Here is an 18,006-nt window from a genome sequence, read left to right on the forward strand (position 1 = left end):
CGGTGCCAGGGATTTAATTGACCAGGATGAGAACCCACTGATGCCACTCCCGCAATCGCGTTACGACTTACCGCGAATTATTTTCGGCGTGCTGTTTATCGCCATCATGATCGTTGCCTGTTTTTGGGTGATCCAACCGTTTATTCTCGGCTTCGCCTGGGCGGGTATGGTGGTGATCGCCACCTGGCCGTTGCTGCTCAAACTGCAAAAGCTGCTGTGGGGCCGCCGCTCGCTGGCGGTGTTGGTCATGACCCTGCTGCTGATCCTGCTGTTCATTCTGCCTATTTCCCTGCTGATCAGCAGCGTGGTGGATAACAGCGCACCGCTGATCGCCTGGGCCAGTTCGCCCGGCAAGCTGCACATTCCCGATCTCGCCTGGCTGCAGTCCGTGCCGATGATCGGCGACAGGCTCTATACCAGCTACCACACATTGGTTAACGCCGGCGGCGCTGCGCTGCTGGCGAAGGTGCAGCCGTACTTCGGCCAAACCGCCACCTGGTTCGTGGCGCAGGCGGCGCATATCGGTCGTCTGCTGCTGCACTGCGCGCTGATGCTGCTGTTCAGCGCCTTGTTGTATGCGCGCGGCGAGCAGGTGGCGCTGGGTATCCGTCACTTTGCGGTGCGCCTCGGTTCCAAACGCGGCGATGCGGCGGTGCTGCTGGGCGGCCAGGCGATCCGCGCCGTCGCGCTGGGCGTGGTGGTGACGGCGTTGGTGCAGTCGGTGCTGGGCGGCATCGGTCTGGCAGTAAGCGGCATTCCTGCCGCCACTCTGCTGACGATGCTGATCTTTATCTGCTGCGTGGCGCAATTGGGGCCGCTGTTGGTGCTGGTGCCGGCCATCATCTGGCTGTACTGGCACGGCGACACCACCTGGGGCACCGTGCTGCTGGTCTGGAGCTGCGTGGTGGCCACGCTGGATAACGTGCTGCGCCCGGTGCTGATCCGCATGGGCGCAGACCTGCCGCTGCTGCTGATCCTGTCCGGCGTTATCGGCGGTTTGCTGGCCTTCGGCATGATTGGCCTGTTCATCGGCCCGGTGGTGTTGGCCGTATCTTATCGCCTGTTGACCGCCTGGATGGATGAAGCGCCGGAGCCGACCTCCGCACCGGAGCAAGTCATCGAAGATCTGGAAAAACGCTAATTCCCCCCTTCCGCCCGCATCGTCGGGCGGAACTTTTCACGCCTGTCATTATTCCTACCCCATTCGAGTAATATCTCCGCCCAATATAATGCCGCCCTATATTGATTTCAGTACGGCGAATGAAAGGTGCAATGTAAATCCCTGTTTGTTGCAAACGGAAAAAAGAGATAACTACCGCAAATAAAATGTGATGCCGCTATCGATTAGGATGATTCTTAATGACTAGTCGCGTTCAAAAATCTAGTATTATGGCCATCTATTGCTTCAAATCACTGATTTTAAAGCAACCTTTCTGAACAATGTAATGCCATACATGTGAATTGCTGTGTGTAGTCTTTGCCCATCTCCTACGGTGGGCTTTTTTTTATTCTTTTTTCGTCGAATTGATTATTTTACGCGCCGTTATTTACATTCAGAAATAAAAAGGCCGCAGCGTTAACTGCGGCCTGACGTTAATGCCTCAGCGAGGCCGAGACATTATTTCTTTTTCGACAAATTGATCCAGGTCTGCACCACAGTGTCCGGGTTGAGCGACAGGCTGTCGATGCCCTGCTCCATCAGCCACTCGGCGAAGTCTTCATGGTCAGACGGACCCTGGCCGCAGATGCCGACGTATTTGCCGTGGCGCTTGGCCGCCTGAATCGCCATCGACAGCAGCGCTTTCACCGCCTCGTTGCGCTCGTCGAACAGTTCCGACACCACGCCGGAATCGCGATCCAGCCCCAGCGCCAGCTGAGTCATGTCGTTGGAGCCGATGGAGAAGCCGTCGAAGTGCTCGAGGAACTGATCCGCCAACAGCGCATTGGACGGGATCTCGCACATCATGATCACTTTCAGCCCGTTTTCGCCGCGCTTCAGCCCCTGACGCGCCAACTCGGCCACCACCGCTTCCGCCTGCGCCACGGTGCGCACGAACGGCACCATGATTTCGACGTTGGTCAGCCCCATGTCGTTACGTACGCGTTTCACCGCCTCGCACTCCAGCGCGAAGCAATCGCGGAAGCTGTCGGCCACGTAACGGCCGGCGCCGCGGAAGCCCAGCATCGGGTTCTCTTCGTGCGGTTCATACTTATCGCCGCCCACCAAGTTGGCGTACTCGTTGGATTTGAAGTCGGACAGCCGCACGATCACACGCTTCGGCCAGAAGGCGGCGCCCAGCGTCGCGATCCCTTCTGTCAGGCGGCCAACGTAGAACTCGACCGGGTGGTCGTAACCCTGCATCAACGCGCGAATTTCGTTTTGCAGCGCCGGCGTCTGCTGATCGAACTCCAGCAGCGCGCGCGGGTGCACGCCAATCATGCGGTTGATGATAAATTCCAGCCGCGCCAGGCCCACGCCTTCATTCGGCAAACGCGCAAAGTCGAAAGCGCGATCCGGGTTGCCGACGTTCATCATGATCTTCAGCGGCAGATCCGGCAGCTCGGTCACTTCAGAGCTCTGCACGCTGAAATCCAGCATGTCGCTGTAAACGAAGCCGGTGTCGCCTTCCGCACAGGATACGGTGACTTTCTGGCCGTCTTTCAGCACGTCGGTGGCGTGGCCGCAGCCCACCACCGCCGGGATGCCCAGCTCACGGGCGATGATCGCCGCGTGACAGGTGCGCCCGCCGCGGTTGGTGACGATCGCGGCGGCTTTCTTCATGATCGGTTCCCAGTCTGGGTCGGTCATGTCGGTGACCAGCACGTCGCCCGGCTGGATGCGATCCATTTCGCTGATGTCGTGGATCACTTTCACCGGACCGGCGCCGATGCGGTGACCGATGGCGCGGCCTTCCACCAACACCGGACTGGTGCCGTTCAGCTGGTAGCGCTCCATGGTTTGTTCGTTGGAGCGTACGGTCTCCGGGCGTGCCTGCACGATCAGCAGCTTGCCGGTATGGCCGTCTTTCGCCCACTCGATATCCATCGGGCGGCCGTAATGTTTTTCGATCAGGATCGCCTGCTGCGCCAGCGCCTGCACTTCGTCATCCGTCAGCGAGAAACGGCTGCGCTGCGCTTCCGGCACGTCTTCAATGCGCACCTGTTTGCCGTGATCCTGCGACGGCGCGTATACCATGCGGATCTTTTTCGAACCCAGGTTGCGGCGCACGATCGCCGGCTTGCCGTTTTGCAGCGTCGGTTTGTGCACGTAGAACTCATCCGGGTTCACCGCGCCCTGCACCACCATTTCACCCAAGCCGAAAGCGGAGGTGATGAATACCACCTGATCAAAGCCGGACTCGGTGTCGATGGTGAACATGACGCCCGAGGAGGCCAGATCCGAGCGCACCATGCGCTGTACGCCGGCCGACAGCGCCACGCCGCGGTGATCGTAGCCCTGGTGCACGCGATAAGAGATGGCGCGGTCGTTGAACAGCGACGCGAACACGTGCTTGATCGCCACCATTACGGCGTCGATGCCCTGCACGTTGAGGAAGGTTTCCTGCTGGCCGGCGAAGGAGGCATCCGGCATGTCTTCCGCCGTGGCGGAAGAGCGTACCGCAAAGGAAGCTTCCGGTTCGCCGTCGGCGAGCTGTTGGTAAGCCTGATGAATTTCACGCTCGAACTCGGCGTGGAACGGCGTGTCGATCACCCATTGGCGGATCTGGGCGCCGGCCTTGGCCAGTTGGGCAACGTCGTCAACGTCGGTCTGATCCAGTAGCTGATAGATGCGCTGGTTAACACCGCTTTGTTCGAGGAAATCGTTAAACGCCTGTGCGGTGGTGGCAAAACCGTTAGGCACGGCCACGCCCAAATCGGAAAGATTGGTGATCATTTCACCGAGGGAGGCATTTTTGCCGCCGACACGGTCAACGTCGTGCATGCCAAGCTGGTTGTACCAAAGCACATTACGCAAGTCTGGGCCATTGTTGGACATCGAGACAATCCTTATTGCTATCAGTAGGGTAAAGACGGATTTAATTCGCTTGCTTTACGGCGCCGCTAACACGGAGCCGAATCAGACTAGCACACTGATCCGGGGAAAATGGAAAGGTGAATCGATCAACCCACTGAAGAAAGTGGTTTTTAAGAGAATGTCCTAACCGGCTGATTTGCCTGGGAACCGTTCCCAATCGCACGAAAAGCTTAGTTCTCAACAAATTACGCTCTTTTTAAAATTCTGTTTTAATGACCACGCAAACGCTATCATTTTTGGTGAAAATAGCGGCAAATTTACGTTTCGGCTCGAAAAGCGTCGCTGCGCCGCGATTTCTATCGCCGCCAACGCGCGCTTTTTTTTCGCGCGCCGCCGCAAGACGCTTTACCGCCCCGCCGTCACAATTTTTTCCCTCGCCCCTTTACCCGCGGATCGTCTGCGGCTCATGATATTGGCAGTGATGACAGCAGGAACACCGTTTTCAGGTAAGGAGCCTCGGGTGGAAAGAAGCGTTTTTTATATTTCGGATGGTACGGCGATCACCGCCGAAGTGCTGGGGCACGCGGTGCTGTCGCAGTTCCCGGTCACGGCGACCACTTACACCTTGCCGTTTGTCGAAACCGAGGCGCGCGCACGCGCAGTTCGCCAACAAATCGATGATATCTATAATGAAACCGGTGTGCGGCCGCTGGTGTTTTACTCCATCATCTCGCCGGAAGTGCGCGATGTGATCGTGCAAAGCCAAGGCTTCTGTCAGGATATCGTGCAGGCGCTGGTCGGCCCGCTGCAGGGTGAGCTGGACGTGGAGCCAACGCCGGTGCCGAACCGCACCCACGGTCTGACCGCCAGCAACCTCGGCAAGTACGACGCGCGCATTGCCGCCATCGACTATACCCTGGCGCATGACGACGGCATTTCGCTGCGCAATCTCGATCAGGCGCAGGTGATCCTGCTCGGCGTGTCGCGCTGCGGCAAAACCCCCACCAGCCTTTATCTGGCGATGCAGTTCGGCATCCGCGCCGCCAACTATCCGTTTATCGCCGACGATATGGACAATTTGCACCTGCCGGCCTCGCTGAAACCGTTTCAGCATAAATTATTCGGCCTGACCATCGATCCGGAACGCCTGGCGGCGATCCGCGAAGAACGGCGCGAAAACAGCCGTTACGCCTCACTGCGCCAGTGCCGCATGGAGCTCGCCGAGGTCGAGGCGCTGTTCCGCAAAAATCAGATCCGCTACCTCAATACCACCAACTATTCGGTCGAAGAGATCTCCACCAAAATCCTCGACATCCTTGGCATGAGCCGCCGCATGTTCTGATCTTTCCCTCGCGGGGCCCCGTGCCCCGCCGCCTGCCGTTTATTTCAGCAGCAGCTGATTTTTTTGTGCTTTTTTTCGCGGCTTTGATCAACAGAACACAATCTCTACGGTTGAATTCAGCGCTTTTTGCGTTATTGTGATCGCCATCACTTCCCGGCACTCCTGCCGCAGAGAAGAACAGTTTCCAGGGAACAACATGCACAAAACAGATGAACTGCGGACCGCGCGCATCGACAGCCTCGTCACGCCGCAAGCGTTGGCGGACAAGCTGCCGATCTCGGCGGCCATCGCCGATAACGTGACAGCGTCACGTAAACGCATTGAAAAAATCCTCACCGGTGAAGACCGCCGCCTGCTGGTGGTGATCGGCCCCTGCTCGATCCACGATCTCGACGCCGCCGTCGATTACGCCGGCCGGCTGAACGCCCTGCGCGAGCGCTACCAGGATCGCCTGGAGATCGTAATGCGCACCTATTTCGAAAAACCGCGCACCGTCGTCGGCTGGAAAGGCCTGATCTCCGATCCGGCGCTGGACGGTACCTTCCAGGTCAACCGCGGCATCGAAATGGCACGCCGCCTGCTGCTGGAAGTGAACCAGCTCGGCCTGCCGACCGCCACCGAATTCCTGGACATGGTCGTCGGCCAATACATCGCCGATCTGATCAGCTGGGGCGCCATCGGCGCACGCACCACCGAAAGCCAGATCCACCGTGAAATGGCCTCGGCGCTCTCCTGCCCGGTCGGCTTCAAAAACGGCACCGACGGCAACACCCGCATCGCCATCGACGCCATTCGCGCGGCGCGCGCCGGGCACATGTTCCTGTCGCCGGACAAACATGGCCAGATGACCATCTACCAGACCAGCGGCAACCCGTACGGCCACATCATCATGCGCGGCGGCAAAACGCCGAACTACCACGCCAGCGATATCGCCGCCGCCTGTGACAGCCTGCGTGAATTCGATCTGCCGGAGCACCTGGTGATCGACTTCAGCCACGGCAACTGCCAGAAAATGCACCGCCGCCAGTTGGAAGTGGCCGACAACGTCTGCCAGCAGATCCGCGCCGGCTCTGCCGCCATCACCGGCGTGATGGCGGAAAGCTTCCTGGTGGAAGGCACGCAGAAGATCGTCGCCGGCCAACCGTTGACCTATGGTCAGTCGATCACCGATCCTTGCCTGAGCTGGTCCGACAGCGAACAGTTGCTGGCGATGCTGGCGGATGCGGTCGATAGCCGTTTCTGACGCAACATAGACCGGGGCCTCGCCCCGGCTTTCTCCCTTCTGTCCCGCTCATCTATACTGATTGCAACGCTTTAGCACCCGCCGAAACGCACTGGGAGCCCCGGCATGATTCACTCTCTGTTATCCATTCCCTGCGTCACGCTGCAGGGCGAGCAAAAAACGCTGGGCGATTTCCCGGCGCGCGCTTACCTGGTGGTCAACACCGCCAGCAAGTGCGGCTTCACCCCGCAATACCGCGGGCTGGAAAATTTGTGGCGATACTATCGCGAGCGCGGCCTGATGGTGCTCGGCTTCCCCTGCAACCAGTTTGGTTCTCAGGAGCCGGGCAGTCCGCTGGAGATCGCCAATTTTTGCAGCCTCAACTACGGCGTCAGTTTCCCGCTGTTCAGCAAGATCGACGTTAACGGCCCCGGCGCCCACCCGCTATTCAATGAGCTGAAACGCCTGGCGCCCGGCATTCTGGGCAGCCGCCGCATCAAATGGAATTTCACCAAGTTCCTGCTCACCGCCGACGGCCAGCGCGTGACGCGCTTTGCGCCGATCACCAAGCCCGAACGCCTGTTTGACCGCATCGAAACCCTGCTGAAATAACGCCCCTTTTTTACGGGCCCAGTGCGCTCGGCCCGCTGCCGGATGTCCGTTCGACAAAAAGGTTCCATCGGTAAGAAAATTTTCCTTGATGTAACCTTTCCTTCACATGATAATGATTCTCAGTTTGATATTAATTACCATTTAATAATCTGTTTTATAAGCACAATGATGATGGATACTGCCAACACGCCAACCCCCGCCGCCGCGGCCCCGACCGAGCACAGCGCAAACGCGCCGCCCAGCTACGACAGCGCACAGCTGCTCGGCGCCGACGGCATCGCGTTCATTACCCATCAGGGCCAGCGCTATCAGCTGCGGCAGACCAAAGCCGGGAAATTGATCCTGACCAAATAACCACAGAACCCTCAAACGCCAGCCACCCCGATCGTTTGATCCAGGCAGCCAGCAAATCTATTGATATGTTTTATTACATACGGAGAGTTGCACCATGCCTCTGACATTTTCCACCCGGCTGCGTTTTTCCGCGTTGAGTCTGGCGATTGCCTGCGCTCTGCCTACGGTGGCCTTGGCACAAAACACCAGCACAACAACTTCTTCCAACGCGGCAGCGGCCAAAAACGCCGACGAGACCATGACCGTGGTCGCCACCGGCAACCAACGCAGCAGCTTTGAAGCGCCGATGATGGTCACGGTCATCGAAGGCAACTCGCCGGAAAGTCAAACTGCAGGCACCGCCGCCGATATGCTGCGCCGCGTGCCGGGCATTACCGTCACGGGTTCCGGGCGCAGCAATGGGCAGGATCTCATGATGCGCGGTTACGACCGACGCGGCGTGCTGACGTTGGTTGACGGCATCCGCCAGGGGACCGATACCGGCCATATTAACGGCACTTTTTTGGATCCTGCGTTAGTGAAACGCATTGAAATCGTGCGCGGCCCCTCCGCGTTGCTGTACGGCAGCGGCGCGTTGGGTGGCGTAGTGTCTTATGAGACCGTCGATGCCGCCGATCTGCTGCTGCCGGGCCAAGATAGCGGGTTCCGCGTCTACGGCACCGCCGGCACCGGCGACCACAGCCTGGGCATGGGCGCCAGCGCCTACGGCAAGACCGATAACCTCGACGGCCTGCTGTCGTTCGGCACCCGCGACGTCGGCGATCTTCGTCAGGGCAACGGCTTCGATGCGCCTAACGACGAAACCATCAGCAACGTGCTGGCTAAAGGCACCTGGAAGATCGACGATAGCCAGTCGCTAAGCGGCAACCTGCGCTACTACAACAACAGCGCCCAGGAGCCGAAAAACCCGCAAACCCCAGCCAGCTCCAGTGGAAACTTAATGACCGATCGTTCGACGATTCAACGCGATGCGGCATTGAGTTACAAACTGAAGCCGATCGGCCAGGATTGGCTGGATGCGGAAGCGAAAGTGTATTATTCAGACGTGAAAATTAACGCTCACGCCAATGGCAGCGAGGATGAAGCGCGTAAACAAACCACGAAAGGCGCCAAACTCGAAAACCGCACGCGCCTGTTTGCGGATACTTTCGCTTCACATCTGCTGACCTACGGCACCGAGGCTTACAAACAGGAGCAAACGCCGGGCGGCGCTACCGAAAGTTTCCCGCACGCAAAAATCAACTTCGCTTCAGGCTGGCTGCAGGACGAAATCACGCTGCGCGATCTGCCCGTCACCCTGCTCGCCGGCACCCGCTATGACAATTACAAGGGCTCAAGCGACGGCTATGCCGATGTGGATGCGAACAAATGGTCCTCACGCGGCGCAGTCAGCATTACGCCTACCGACTGGCTGATGCTGTTCGGCTCCTATTCTCAGGCGTTCCGCGCGCCAACGATGGGTGAGATGTACAACGACTCCAAGCACTTCTCTATTCCAATGGGACCAACCACCATCACCAACTATTGGGTGCCTAACCCGAATTTGAAGCCGGAAACCAACGAGACCCAAGAGTACGGGTTTGGTCTGCGTTTCGATGATTTGATGCTGGCCGATGATAGCCTGCAGTTCAAAGCCAGCTATTTCGATACCAAAGCCAAGGACTACATCACCACCGATGTCACGATGGAACTGGGACGCGGTCCGCGCGGCCCTTACTGCATCAGTTGCACCACCTTCTCGACCAATGTCGATCGCGCCAAAATCTGGGGATGGGACGCTACGCTCAGCTATAAAACCCCCTGGTTCGGCTGGGATTTGGCTTACAACCGCACCCGTGGCAAAAATGAAGCGACCGGTGACTGGTTAAGCAGCATCAATCCGGACACCGTCACCAGCTCGCTGGACGTGCCGCTGGGCGAAACCGGTCTGTCTGCCGGCTGGGTCGCCACCTTCGCCGAACGCGCGACGCGCGTGGAGACAGGCACGGCCGAACAAGCCGGTTATGGCGTCAACGACTTCTATCTGAGCTACAAGGGACGCGACCGTCTGCAGGGCATGACCACCACCGTGGTGTTGGGTAACGCCTTCGACAAAGAATATTACTCGCCGCAGGGCATCCCGCAGGATGGCCGCAACGCCAAACTGCTGGTCAGCTACCAGTGGTAATCATTTGACTATCTGGCGGACAACCCGATTGTCCGCCGTTCGCATTACAGCGCAGGAGAATCCGGCATGAGCAACACCCTATACGAACGCTACCAACAGGCTAAAATCGATCACCCCGGCAAATACGCCCGCGATCTGGCGGCGATCCTTGGCGTCAGCGAAGCGGAGCTGACGCACGCCCGCGTCGGCCACGACGCCCGCCGCCTGCAGGCCGACGCGCGCACCCTGCTGACCGAGCTTGAGCAGGTCGGCGTCACCAAGTCCATCACCCGCAACAGCTATGCGGTGCATGAGCAGATGGGCCGCTACCGCAACCAGCACCTTAACGGCCACGCCGGGCTGATCCTCAACCCGCGCGAGCTGGATCTGCGTCTGTTCCTCAACCACTGGACCAGCGTTTTCGCCATGAGCGAAACCAACAAACGCGGCGTGCGCCACAGCATCCAGTTCTTCGACCAACAGGGCGATGCGCTGCACAAGGTCTACACCACCGAGGAAACCGATCTGCCGGCCTGGATGGCGCTGGTGGAACGCCATCTGAGCGAAGAAAACCCGGCGCTGACGCTGCAGCCCGTCGAGGCGAATACCGTTGATGAAACAACGCAAGATCATGCCAAAATCGACGCTGAATGGCGCGCGATGACCGACGTTCACCAGTTCTTCCAGCTGCTGAGCCGCAATAAACTCACGCGCCAGCAGGCGTTCCGCGCCGTCGGCGACGATCTGGCCTATCAGGTGGACAACAGCGCGCTGTCGCAGCTGCTGGAAGCGGCGCAGCAGCAGCAAAACGAGATCATGATATTCGTCGGCAACCGCGGCTGCGTACAGATCTTCACCGGCCAGATCGAACGTTTGATGCCGCAGGAAGGCTGGATCAACGTGTTCAACCGCCGCTTCACGCTGCACCTGATCGAAGACGCCATCGCCGAAAGCTGGATCACCCGCAAACCGACCAAGGACGGCATCGTCACCAGCCTGGAGCTGTTCGCCGCCGACGGCACGCAGATCGCGCAGCTGTATGGCCAACGCACCGAAGGCCAGCCGGAGCAAACCCAGTGGCGCGAGCAGGTTGCCGCGCTCGCCGCCAAGGATATCGCCGCATGAAATCTTCCTTGATCCGCCGCCTGGCGCTGATGATGACGCTGGCGCTGCCGCTCACCGCGGCGGCGGCGCAGCGCATCGTCTCGATCGGCGGCGACGTGACGGAAATCGCCTTCGCGCTCGGCGCCGGCGACGACGTGATCGCCCGTGACAGCACCAGCTTGCACCCGGCGGCGGTGAAAACGCTGCCGGACGTCGGCTACATGCGCCAGCTGAATGCCGAAGGCATTTTGGCGCTCAAACCGACGCTGGTGCTGACGACCGAGCTGGCGCAACCGGCGCTGGTGCTCAAACAGCTGGCGGACAGCGGCGTCAAAGTGGTCAGCGTGCCGGGTGACACCACCCTGCAGGCGGTGCCGCAGAAAATCGCTACGATCGCCGCCGCGCTGCAACGCGTTGAGCAAGGCAAACAGCTGAGCGAGCGCTATCAACAGCAGCTGGCGGCGGTCGACACCTCTCCGCTGCCGGTCAAGGTGCTGTTTGTGATGAGCCACGGCGGCATTACGCCGATGGCCGCCGGGCAACACACCGCCGCCGACGCGGTGATCGCCGCCGCCGGACTGAAAAACGCCATGCAGGGCTTTGACCGCTACCGTCCGCTGTCGCAGGAAGGCGTCATCGCCAGCGCGCCGGATCTGTTGCTGGTCACCACCGACGGCGTGCGCACCCTCGGCGGCGAACAGCAGCTGTGGACGCTGCCGGGCCTGGCGTTGACGCCGGCGGGCAAGCAGCGCCGCGTACTGATCGTCGATGACATGGCGCTGCTGGGTTTCGGTCTGGAAACGCCGGCGGCGCTGGCCAAGCTGCGCCACGCGGCGGAGCAAAAGTAATGCGCTGTCGCACCTCGCCTCAGTTGGCCATCATCGGTCTGCTGGTGCTGCTGACGCTGCTGGCGCTGGTCGCCGCCAACCTGGGCGCGCTGACGCTGTCGTTTCGCACCCTGTGGCGCGAACCCTTCAGCGACGCCGCCTGGCACATCTGGCTGAACATTCGTCTGCCGCGCGTGCTGCTGGCGGTAGTGATCGGCTGCGCATTGGCGGTGTCCGGCGCGGTGATGCAGGGGCTGTTCCGCAACCCGCTGGCGGATCCGAGCCTACTGGGCATCAGCAGCGGCGGCGCGCTGTTTGTCGCCCTGTTCATCGTGATGCCGCTGGCGTTGCCGGTGACGATCGCGCTGTACGGCCATATGCTGGCGGCGTTCCTCGGCAGCCTGCTGGTATCGTTGTTGATCTACGGCATCAGCCGCAGCGGGCACGGCAATCTGTCGCGGCTGCTGCTGGCGGGCATCGCCATCAACGCCCTGTGCATGGCGGCCATCGGCGTGCTCTCTTACGTCAGCAGCGATCAACAGCTGCGCCAGTTCTCGCTGTGGATGATGGGCAGCCTCAGCCAGTCGCAGTGGCCGACGCTGGCGGTTTCGGCCTCGCTGATCCTGCCTACGGCGCTGCTGACGCTGCTGCAGGCGCGCCGGCTGAACCTGTTGCAGTTGGGGGATGAAGAGGCCCACTATCTCGGGGTGAACGTCCAGCGCGCCAAGCTGCAGCTGCTGTTGCTGAGCGCGCTGCTGATCGGTGCGGCGGTGGCGATGAGCGGCGTGATCGGTTTCGTCGGTCTGGTGGTGCCCCATCTGGTGCGCATGCGTCTCGGCGGCGATCACCGCTGGCTGCTGCCCTGCTCCGCGCTGGGCGGCGCCTGCCTGTTGCTGGTCAGCGATACGCTGGCGCGCACGCTGGTGGCGCCGGCCGAAATGCCGGTGGGGTTGATGACCAGCCTGATCGGCGGTCCTTATTTCTTGTGGCTGGTGATGCGCCAGCGGGAGCGAACCGGTGGATAACGCCGCCTGCCTGACGGCCCGAGAGCTGCGCTACAGCCTCGGTACGCGCCGCCTGATCAACGACGTTTCACTCAGCCTCGCCAGCGGTGAGATGGTGGCGATTATCGGCCCTAACGGCGCCGGAAAATCGACGCTGTTGCGCTTGCTGACCGGCTATCTGACGCCGGACTGCGGCGAATGCCGGCTGCTCGACCGCCCGCTGGAACACTGGGCGCCGCAGCAGTTGGCCAAAGTCCGGGCCGTGATGCGCCAGTACAGCGATCTGGCGTTTCCCTTCAGCGTGGAAGAAGTGGTCAGCATGGGGCGGGCGCCGCACGGCAAACGCGACGAGCATCAGGCGCTCCAACAGGTGATGGAACAAACCGACTGCCTGGCGCTGGCGCAGCGCGACTACCGTCAGCTTTCCGGCGGCGAACAACAACGGGTGCAGCTGGCGCGGGTGTTGGCGCAGTTGTGGCAGCCGCAACCGTCCCCCGCCTGGCTGTTCCTCGACGAGCCGACCTCGGCGCTGGACCTGTATCACCAGCAGCACACCCTGCGCCTGCTGCGCTCGCTGACGCGCCAACAGCCGCTGGGCGTCTGCTGCGTGCTGCACGATCTCAATCTGGCCGCGCTGTACGCCGATCGGATCCTGCTGTTGCATCAGGGCCGCCTGGTGGCCAGCGGCACGCCGCAGGAAGTGCTGCAGGCCGACATTCTCACCCGCTGGTATCAGGCCGATCTCGGCGTGGTGCATCATCCCGAAGCGTCGCTGCCGCAGGTCTATCTACGTCAATAACATCAAGGGCGCCATGAGGCGCCCTTTTTCATCTCAGCTGGAACAGGAAATCTCCAGATGTTTGCCCCAGTCCGGCGGCAGCGCGGCGAGATCGTCATACTCCGGCGCATCGTCGAACGGCCTCAGCAGAGCCTGATGCAACCGCTGCAAACGGCCCACGTCGTCTTTCTCTGCGTCCTCAATCGCCTGCTGCGCCAGATAGTTGCGCAGGATCAGGCGCGGGTTCACCGCCTTCATCACCCGTTGCCGTTCCGCATCGCTGACCTGTTCCTGTTGCAAACGTTGACGATACTGCTGATACCAGGCGTCGAACGCCGCACGGTCGATAAACTCGTCGCGCAACGGCGACTGCACCTGCTGCTGTTCGGTCTCACTCAACAAGCGGAACGTGCGGGTATAGTCCCGCCCTTCCTGCGCCATCAGGCTCAACAAACCGGTGAGCACGTCATTATCCTGCGCCGTCGGCGTGAAGAAGCCGAGTTTGGCGCGCATCTGTTCACCGTAGGCGCGCATCAGCGCCGGCTCATACGCCGCCAGCGCCTGCTGCAGCTGTTCGGTGGTCATCAGCCCCGACAGGGTCTGCGCCAGGCGATGCAGGTTCCACAGCGCCACCGCCGGCTGATTGTCGAAGGCGTAACGTCCCTGGTGATCGGAGTGGTTGCAGATATAGCCGGGCTGGTAGTCGTCCAGGAAGCCATAAGGGCCGTAATCGATGGTGATGCCGAGAATCGACATATTGTCGGTGTTCATCACGCCGTGGGCGAAACCGACGGTTTGCCAATGGGCGATCAAACGCGCCGTGCGTTCGACCACGTCGGTAAACCACAGCAGGTAACGCTCAGCCTGATCCTGCAGCTGTGGCCAGTGATGGGCGATGACGAAATCCGCCAGTTGCCGCACTTGCTCCGGCTGTTTACGGTAATAAAAGTGTTCGAAGTGGCCGAAGCGCACATGGCTTTCCGCCACCCGCATCAGCATGGCGCCGCGTTCCGGCTGCTCGCGATATACCGGTTGTTGGCTGGTGACGATGGTCAACGCTCGGGTGGTGGGGATCCCCAGATGGTGCAGCGCCTCAGAGGCCAGAAACTCGCGGATCACCGAACGCAGCACCGCGCGGCCATCACCCATGCGCGAATACGGCGTCAGCCCGGCGCCCTTCAGGTGCCAGTCGCGGTGGCTGCCGTCCGCCAGGCGCTGTTCGCCCAGCAAAATGCCGCGGCCATCTCCCAGTTGCCCGGCCCACACGCCGAACTGGTGGCCACTGTACACCTGCGCCAGCGGCTGCATGCCCGGCAGCAGCGTTTCTCCCGCCCAAATCGGGGTTTTATCCTGAGTAAACCAGCTTTCATCCAGCCCCAGTTCACGCGCCAGCGGCTCGCTATGGTACAGCAGGCGCGCATCCTTAAGCGGCGTTGGATTCAGAGCGGTGTAGAAACCAGGTAACTGTTGGTAGTAAGCGTTATCGAACTGCGGCATAGGCCCTCCGTTTCAGCGTAGTGTAGAGCGTGAACGGGCGGATTAACACCGAAGGAATGCAGGGAGAACGCATCCGCCTGCCGTCAGGACGGATGCAGGGAGTTTGGCGCTTCCGCTTGGCGGGGGGAACGCGGTTTAACGCTGGCGGACAAACGCGGTTATCAGCCCAAAACGAGGTGAATAACGACGGCGGGATCACGGTAACCTCACTCCGCGCATTATTGACCTCATAGGGTGTAGTTTTTTATATCACTTCTTAATTATTGAACTCGCTGGGCATCGTCAGCAAAGCCTGCAGATTATCCACACCAACGCTGGGCCATAAAAAACCTTGCAGGCCTAAAACACCGGCGTATCTGAGTTTATTAAAATACTCTTTTTTCTCTATTCCTCCGACGATCACGCCTTTACATAACAGGTTGATATTCTTTAACAACGAGTCAATGACCACGTCATACCCCTGATGGGTAAACAGCTGCCAGTAAAAACGTTTGTCTATCTTTACGTAGTCAAACAAACCGTCGTACAACGCAGTCAACGTGGCCTTACCGGAACCGAAATCATCGAGCCACAGCGTAAACATTTCGCTTAATCGCCGCACGCTCGGGTTGTTCTTGCCGGCCGAAAGATTCGGAAAACTCTCACTGATTTCAAATGCAATAAAAGGATATTGCCCGATCCTTTGGCCCAACGCCGAATCGGAAAGAATAAGCTCAACGATGGTTTCTTCGATATTGATGGTCAACTGCACGTTGTTACCGGTAAACCAAGCCGCATGCTGCTCCGCAAGTTTCAGTTGCTCATTAAATAACTCAATCCTTTGTTCAGGCGCCAATAAATTAATCCCAATTTCGGCCGGCATGGCTAAATCACCATCTAGACTGTTGAAACGGCTCAACATTTCCACCGCCAACAGCCCGCCCTCCATTGAGTAAACAGGTTGAAAAACATAGCTACTAATAAAGTCAGCTTCGAGTTGGATGTTCATTTTAATGCCACAGGATGAATGGCTAGCGTATCATCGTATATCAATATATTTTATCGATCAATCCCTCTGGGATTAATCGGAAATATCAATGTAAATACCCATGAAATATCATTTAATTGATAGATTAAAGCTATACGACAATCGTGAAAGGCGCAAAGAAAAGCAGCCGGACTTATGCCATGGCGGGCGCCAAACGCGTTATGCAAAATGGTATTTGACTTAAGTTGAATGGATTTATGGCTAAATTTGACTTATCTCCTTTGTTTTATTTAAGAAAAATCCTAAATAAAGTAAAATAATCTTTCCTCCTTAACGCCAATTTTTCCTGCCGTTAACGACGACTGATTAAATTTAATAACGCATCAATTCCGCCCGTTATTCGCGGCATTGAAAACGTAAAAAAATGCCCACCTTGATTTTCAGAAAATCTGCGCTACCGCCATGCAAAACGTCGATTTCAGCAATAAAAAAAGGGATGAGCACGCTCATCCCTTCATCACCTGGCCTGCGCGCGCTAGCGGATCGTTTCGCTCAGCCATTGCCGCAGCTCGGCTAATTCGGCCGCCTGCTGAGGATAGTCCGCCATCAGTCGGTCACAGCAAGCGGCAACGGGCTCGCTTCGATACGCGCAGCCCACCAGCATTTCCGCCAACCGCTGCAGCGGGGCAGGATTCAGGCTGTCGGTGAATACCTGCGCGCGAACGATCGCCCCCTTCTCCACATCGAAGAACAGGTCTACACCGCCCCAGACAAAGCGCTCGTTAAGCAAGTGGCTGAACGCCGGCGCCTTGCCAAAATTCCATTCCCAGCTGCTCTGTTTGGCGAACTGCGCGGCAAAATCGGGCAGTTCGGGGAATACATCCGGCGAAATGATCTCCGGCTCGGCCGTCTCGCCATAGTGGGCGAAGAAGGCCTGAACGATCGCCTCACACACCAGCTCATGGCTGATGCCCGGCAAAAACTCCGCCAGATTGGCGACGCGCGAACGCACCGAGGTGATGCCCTTGGCCTGCAGTTTTTTGGGATCCGGATTGAGGTAGTCCGCCAGCCGTTCCAGATCGGCATTCAGCAGCAGCGTGCCATGGTGGAAACCGCGATCCTGCGTTTCTCGATAGGCCGAGCCGGATATTTTTCGCGGCCCGTCGGCGGTTTCCATCACCAGATCGTTGCGCCCCGACGCGCCGGCTGTGACGCCCAACTGCCGCAGCGCTTGCAGAATGATGTCGGTCGAGACGCTCTTGTCGTAGCCCGGTTTGCCGGCCATAAAGGTGAAGCAGGTATTGCCCAGATCGTGAAATACCGCCCCGCCGCCGCTGCTGCGCCGCGCCAACCGAATGCCGTCCTGCTCCATACGCCGGGTATTGCACTCTTTCCAGGGGTTTTGCGACTGGCCAATCACCACCGTTTCGGCATTGCGCCACAGGAAGAGAATCTTTTGCGTGGTCATTTCGCGGAAGATGCACTCTTCCACCGCCAGGTTGAACCAGGGATCGTAGGAGTCGGAGATCAGTAAACGCAGGCTGTTCATGGCAGGCACCGTTCAAAACACGAGATGCCGCCATGATACACCAAATCAACGGGTTAAGGCTAAATGCGTCGCGCCTGCCAGTACACCCGCTTCCAGTAGACGTTATCGAGCGAGGAGCGGATCACCCCGCGGCTGGTCGACGCGTGGATAAATTGGTCGTTGGTATCGTAAATGCCGACGTGCAGGCCGTTCTCACCGCCGCCGGTTTTGAAAAACACCAGATCGCCCGGCATCAGCTCATCGCGTGAAACCTTGGTGCCCAGGGAGGTCTGTTCTTCGGTCGAACGCGGCAGTTGCATATCGAAACGATCGCGGAACGTGCGGTAAACAAAGCCGGAACAATCTACGCCGCCGCGATCCAGACCACCGTAACGGTATGGCGTGCCGTACCACTGGCGCAACTGTTCGTTGAGCTGGGCCACCACCACGATAGAGTCCGCCAGGCGGCCGCTGGGCGGCGGCGCATGGCTGCTACACCCGGCGAGGATCAAACTGGCTAATAAAAACCACACACGCATCCGCATAATATCCCTTCATTGAACACGTCGCCGCATTATGCCATCCGGTACACCACCGCCTGCGAGGCAAAGCCGGCATCACGTAAGGAGAGCGCCATTTGGCGTTAATT

15 protein-coding genes and 1 other RNA gene are annotated in these 18,006 nt (G+C 59.3%); 11 read left to right on the forward strand and 5 right to left on the reverse strand.

The annotated features are described in order from the left end of the window. Positions 1 to 40 precede the first annotated feature (40 nt). Both ydiK and rprA read left to right on the forward strand, forming a co-directional pair. On the forward strand, positions 41 to 1,141 hold the full coding sequence (gene ydiK / locus CRO23_RS13195; RefSeq protein ID WP_049191420.1) for an AI-2E family transporter YdiK: 1,101 nt from the start codon (positions 41 to 43) through the stop codon (positions 1,139 to 1,141). A 258-nt stretch (positions 1,142 to 1,399) separates the two neighbouring features. Next, an RNA gene (gene rprA, locus CRO23_RS13200) (antisense sRNA RprA) lies at positions 1,400 to 1,509 on the forward strand. A 109-nt stretch (positions 1,510 to 1,618) separates the two neighbouring features. Here rprA and ppsA read toward each other — a convergent pair. Then, positions 1,619 to 3,997: a phosphoenolpyruvate synthase gene (ppsA, locus tag CRO23_RS13205; RefSeq protein ID WP_028128172.1), complete on the reverse strand. Its 2,379-nt coding sequence runs from the start codon at positions 3,995 to 3,997 to the stop codon at positions 1,619 to 1,621. Between the two features lie 460 nt (positions 3,998 to 4,457). On the opposite strand from ppsA, the gene ppsR reads away from it, so the two are divergent. From ppsR to CRO23_RS13255, 9 genes are all read left to right on the forward strand, one after another. Next, positions 4,458 to 5,318, forward strand: coding sequence for a posphoenolpyruvate synthetase regulatory kinase/phosphorylase PpsR (gene ppsR / locus CRO23_RS13215; RefSeq protein WP_161544659.1), 861 nt, complete (start codon positions 4,458 to 4,460; stop codon positions 5,316 to 5,318). Positions 5,319 to 5,514: 196 nt separating this feature from the next. Continuing rightward, positions 5,515 to 6,561 (forward strand): 3-deoxy-7-phosphoheptulonate synthase, encoded by a 1,047-nt coding sequence (locus CRO23_RS13220; RefSeq protein WP_015377715.1) that lies wholly within the window; start codon positions 5,515 to 5,517, stop codon positions 6,559 to 6,561. A 105-nt stretch (positions 6,562 to 6,666) separates the two neighbouring features. Then, positions 6,667 to 7,152 carry a glutathione peroxidase gene (locus CRO23_RS13225; RefSeq protein ID WP_015377714.1) on the forward strand — a complete coding sequence of 162 codons (486 nt, stop codon included), beginning with the start codon at positions 6,667 to 6,669 and terminating at the stop codon, positions 7,150 to 7,152. Between the two features lie 171 nt (positions 7,153 to 7,323). After that, positions 7,324 to 7,506: a hemin uptake protein HemP gene (hemP, locus tag CRO23_RS13230; RefSeq protein ID WP_016927944.1), complete on the forward strand. Its 183-nt coding sequence runs from the start codon at positions 7,324 to 7,326 to the stop codon at positions 7,504 to 7,506. Positions 7,507 to 7,600: 94 nt separating this feature from the next. Further along, positions 7,601 to 9,673: a TonB-dependent hemoglobin/transferrin/lactoferrin family receptor gene (locus tag CRO23_RS13235; protein WP_016927945.1), complete on the forward strand. Its 2,073-nt coding sequence runs from the start codon at positions 7,601 to 7,603 to the stop codon at positions 9,671 to 9,673. Positions 9,674 to 9,739: 66 nt separating this feature from the next. Then, a complete protein-coding gene (locus CRO23_RS13240; RefSeq protein ID WP_049300239.1) occupies positions 9,740 to 10,777 on the forward strand; it encodes a hemin-degrading factor in 1,038 nt (345 codons plus the stop codon). Beyond that, positions 10,774 to 11,604 carry a heme/hemin ABC transporter substrate-binding protein gene (locus tag CRO23_RS13245; RefSeq protein WP_097102156.1) on the forward strand — a complete coding sequence of 277 codons (831 nt, stop codon included), beginning with the start codon at positions 10,774 to 10,776 and terminating at the stop codon, positions 11,602 to 11,604. Before CRO23_RS13240 ends, CRO23_RS13245 begins: the two co-directional genes overlap by 4 nt. Next, complete coding sequence (locus CRO23_RS13250; RefSeq protein WP_016927948.1) at positions 11,604 to 12,608, forward strand: FecCD family ABC transporter permease; 1,005 nt, start codon at positions 11,604 to 11,606, stop codon at positions 12,606 to 12,608. Before CRO23_RS13245 ends, CRO23_RS13250 begins: the two co-directional genes overlap by 1 nt. Beyond that, positions 12,601 to 13,386 (forward strand): heme ABC transporter ATP-binding protein, encoded by a 786-nt coding sequence (locus CRO23_RS13255; protein ID WP_016927949.1) that lies wholly within the window; start codon positions 12,601 to 12,603, stop codon positions 13,384 to 13,386. Before CRO23_RS13250 ends, CRO23_RS13255 begins: the two co-directional genes overlap by 8 nt. A 33-nt stretch (positions 13,387 to 13,419) precedes the next feature. On the opposite strand, the gene CRO23_RS13260 is transcribed toward CRO23_RS13255, so the two are convergent. The 4 genes from CRO23_RS13260 to CRO23_RS13275 form a co-directional block, all read right to left on the reverse strand. Then, positions 13,420 to 14,862 (reverse strand): protein adenylyltransferase SelO, encoded by a 1,443-nt coding sequence (locus CRO23_RS13260; protein ID WP_097102158.1) that lies wholly within the window; start codon positions 14,860 to 14,862, stop codon positions 13,420 to 13,422. Between the two features lie 256 nt (positions 14,863 to 15,118). Then, entirely contained in the window at positions 15,119 to 15,850 is a 732-nt protein-coding gene (locus tag CRO23_RS13265) for an EAL domain-containing protein (protein ID WP_016927951.1), read from the reverse strand. 514 nt (positions 15,851 to 16,364) lie between these two features. Beyond that, positions 16,365 to 17,378 (reverse strand): lipoate--protein ligase A, encoded by a 1,014-nt coding sequence (locus CRO23_RS13270; RefSeq protein WP_033640505.1) that lies wholly within the window; start codon positions 17,376 to 17,378, stop codon positions 16,365 to 16,367. Between the two features lie 59 nt (positions 17,379 to 17,437). Beyond that, positions 17,438 to 17,902 carry an NlpC/P60 family protein gene (locus CRO23_RS13275; RefSeq protein WP_016927954.1) on the reverse strand — a complete coding sequence of 155 codons (465 nt, stop codon included), beginning with the start codon at positions 17,900 to 17,902 and terminating at the stop codon, positions 17,438 to 17,440. Positions 17,903 to 18,006 lie beyond the last annotated feature (104 nt).

The organism is Serratia sp. JKS296 (assembly GCF_900215445.1).
GTDB classification, from domain to species: domain Bacteria; phylum Pseudomonadota; class Gammaproteobacteria; order Enterobacterales; family Enterobacteriaceae; genus Serratia; species Serratia marcescens.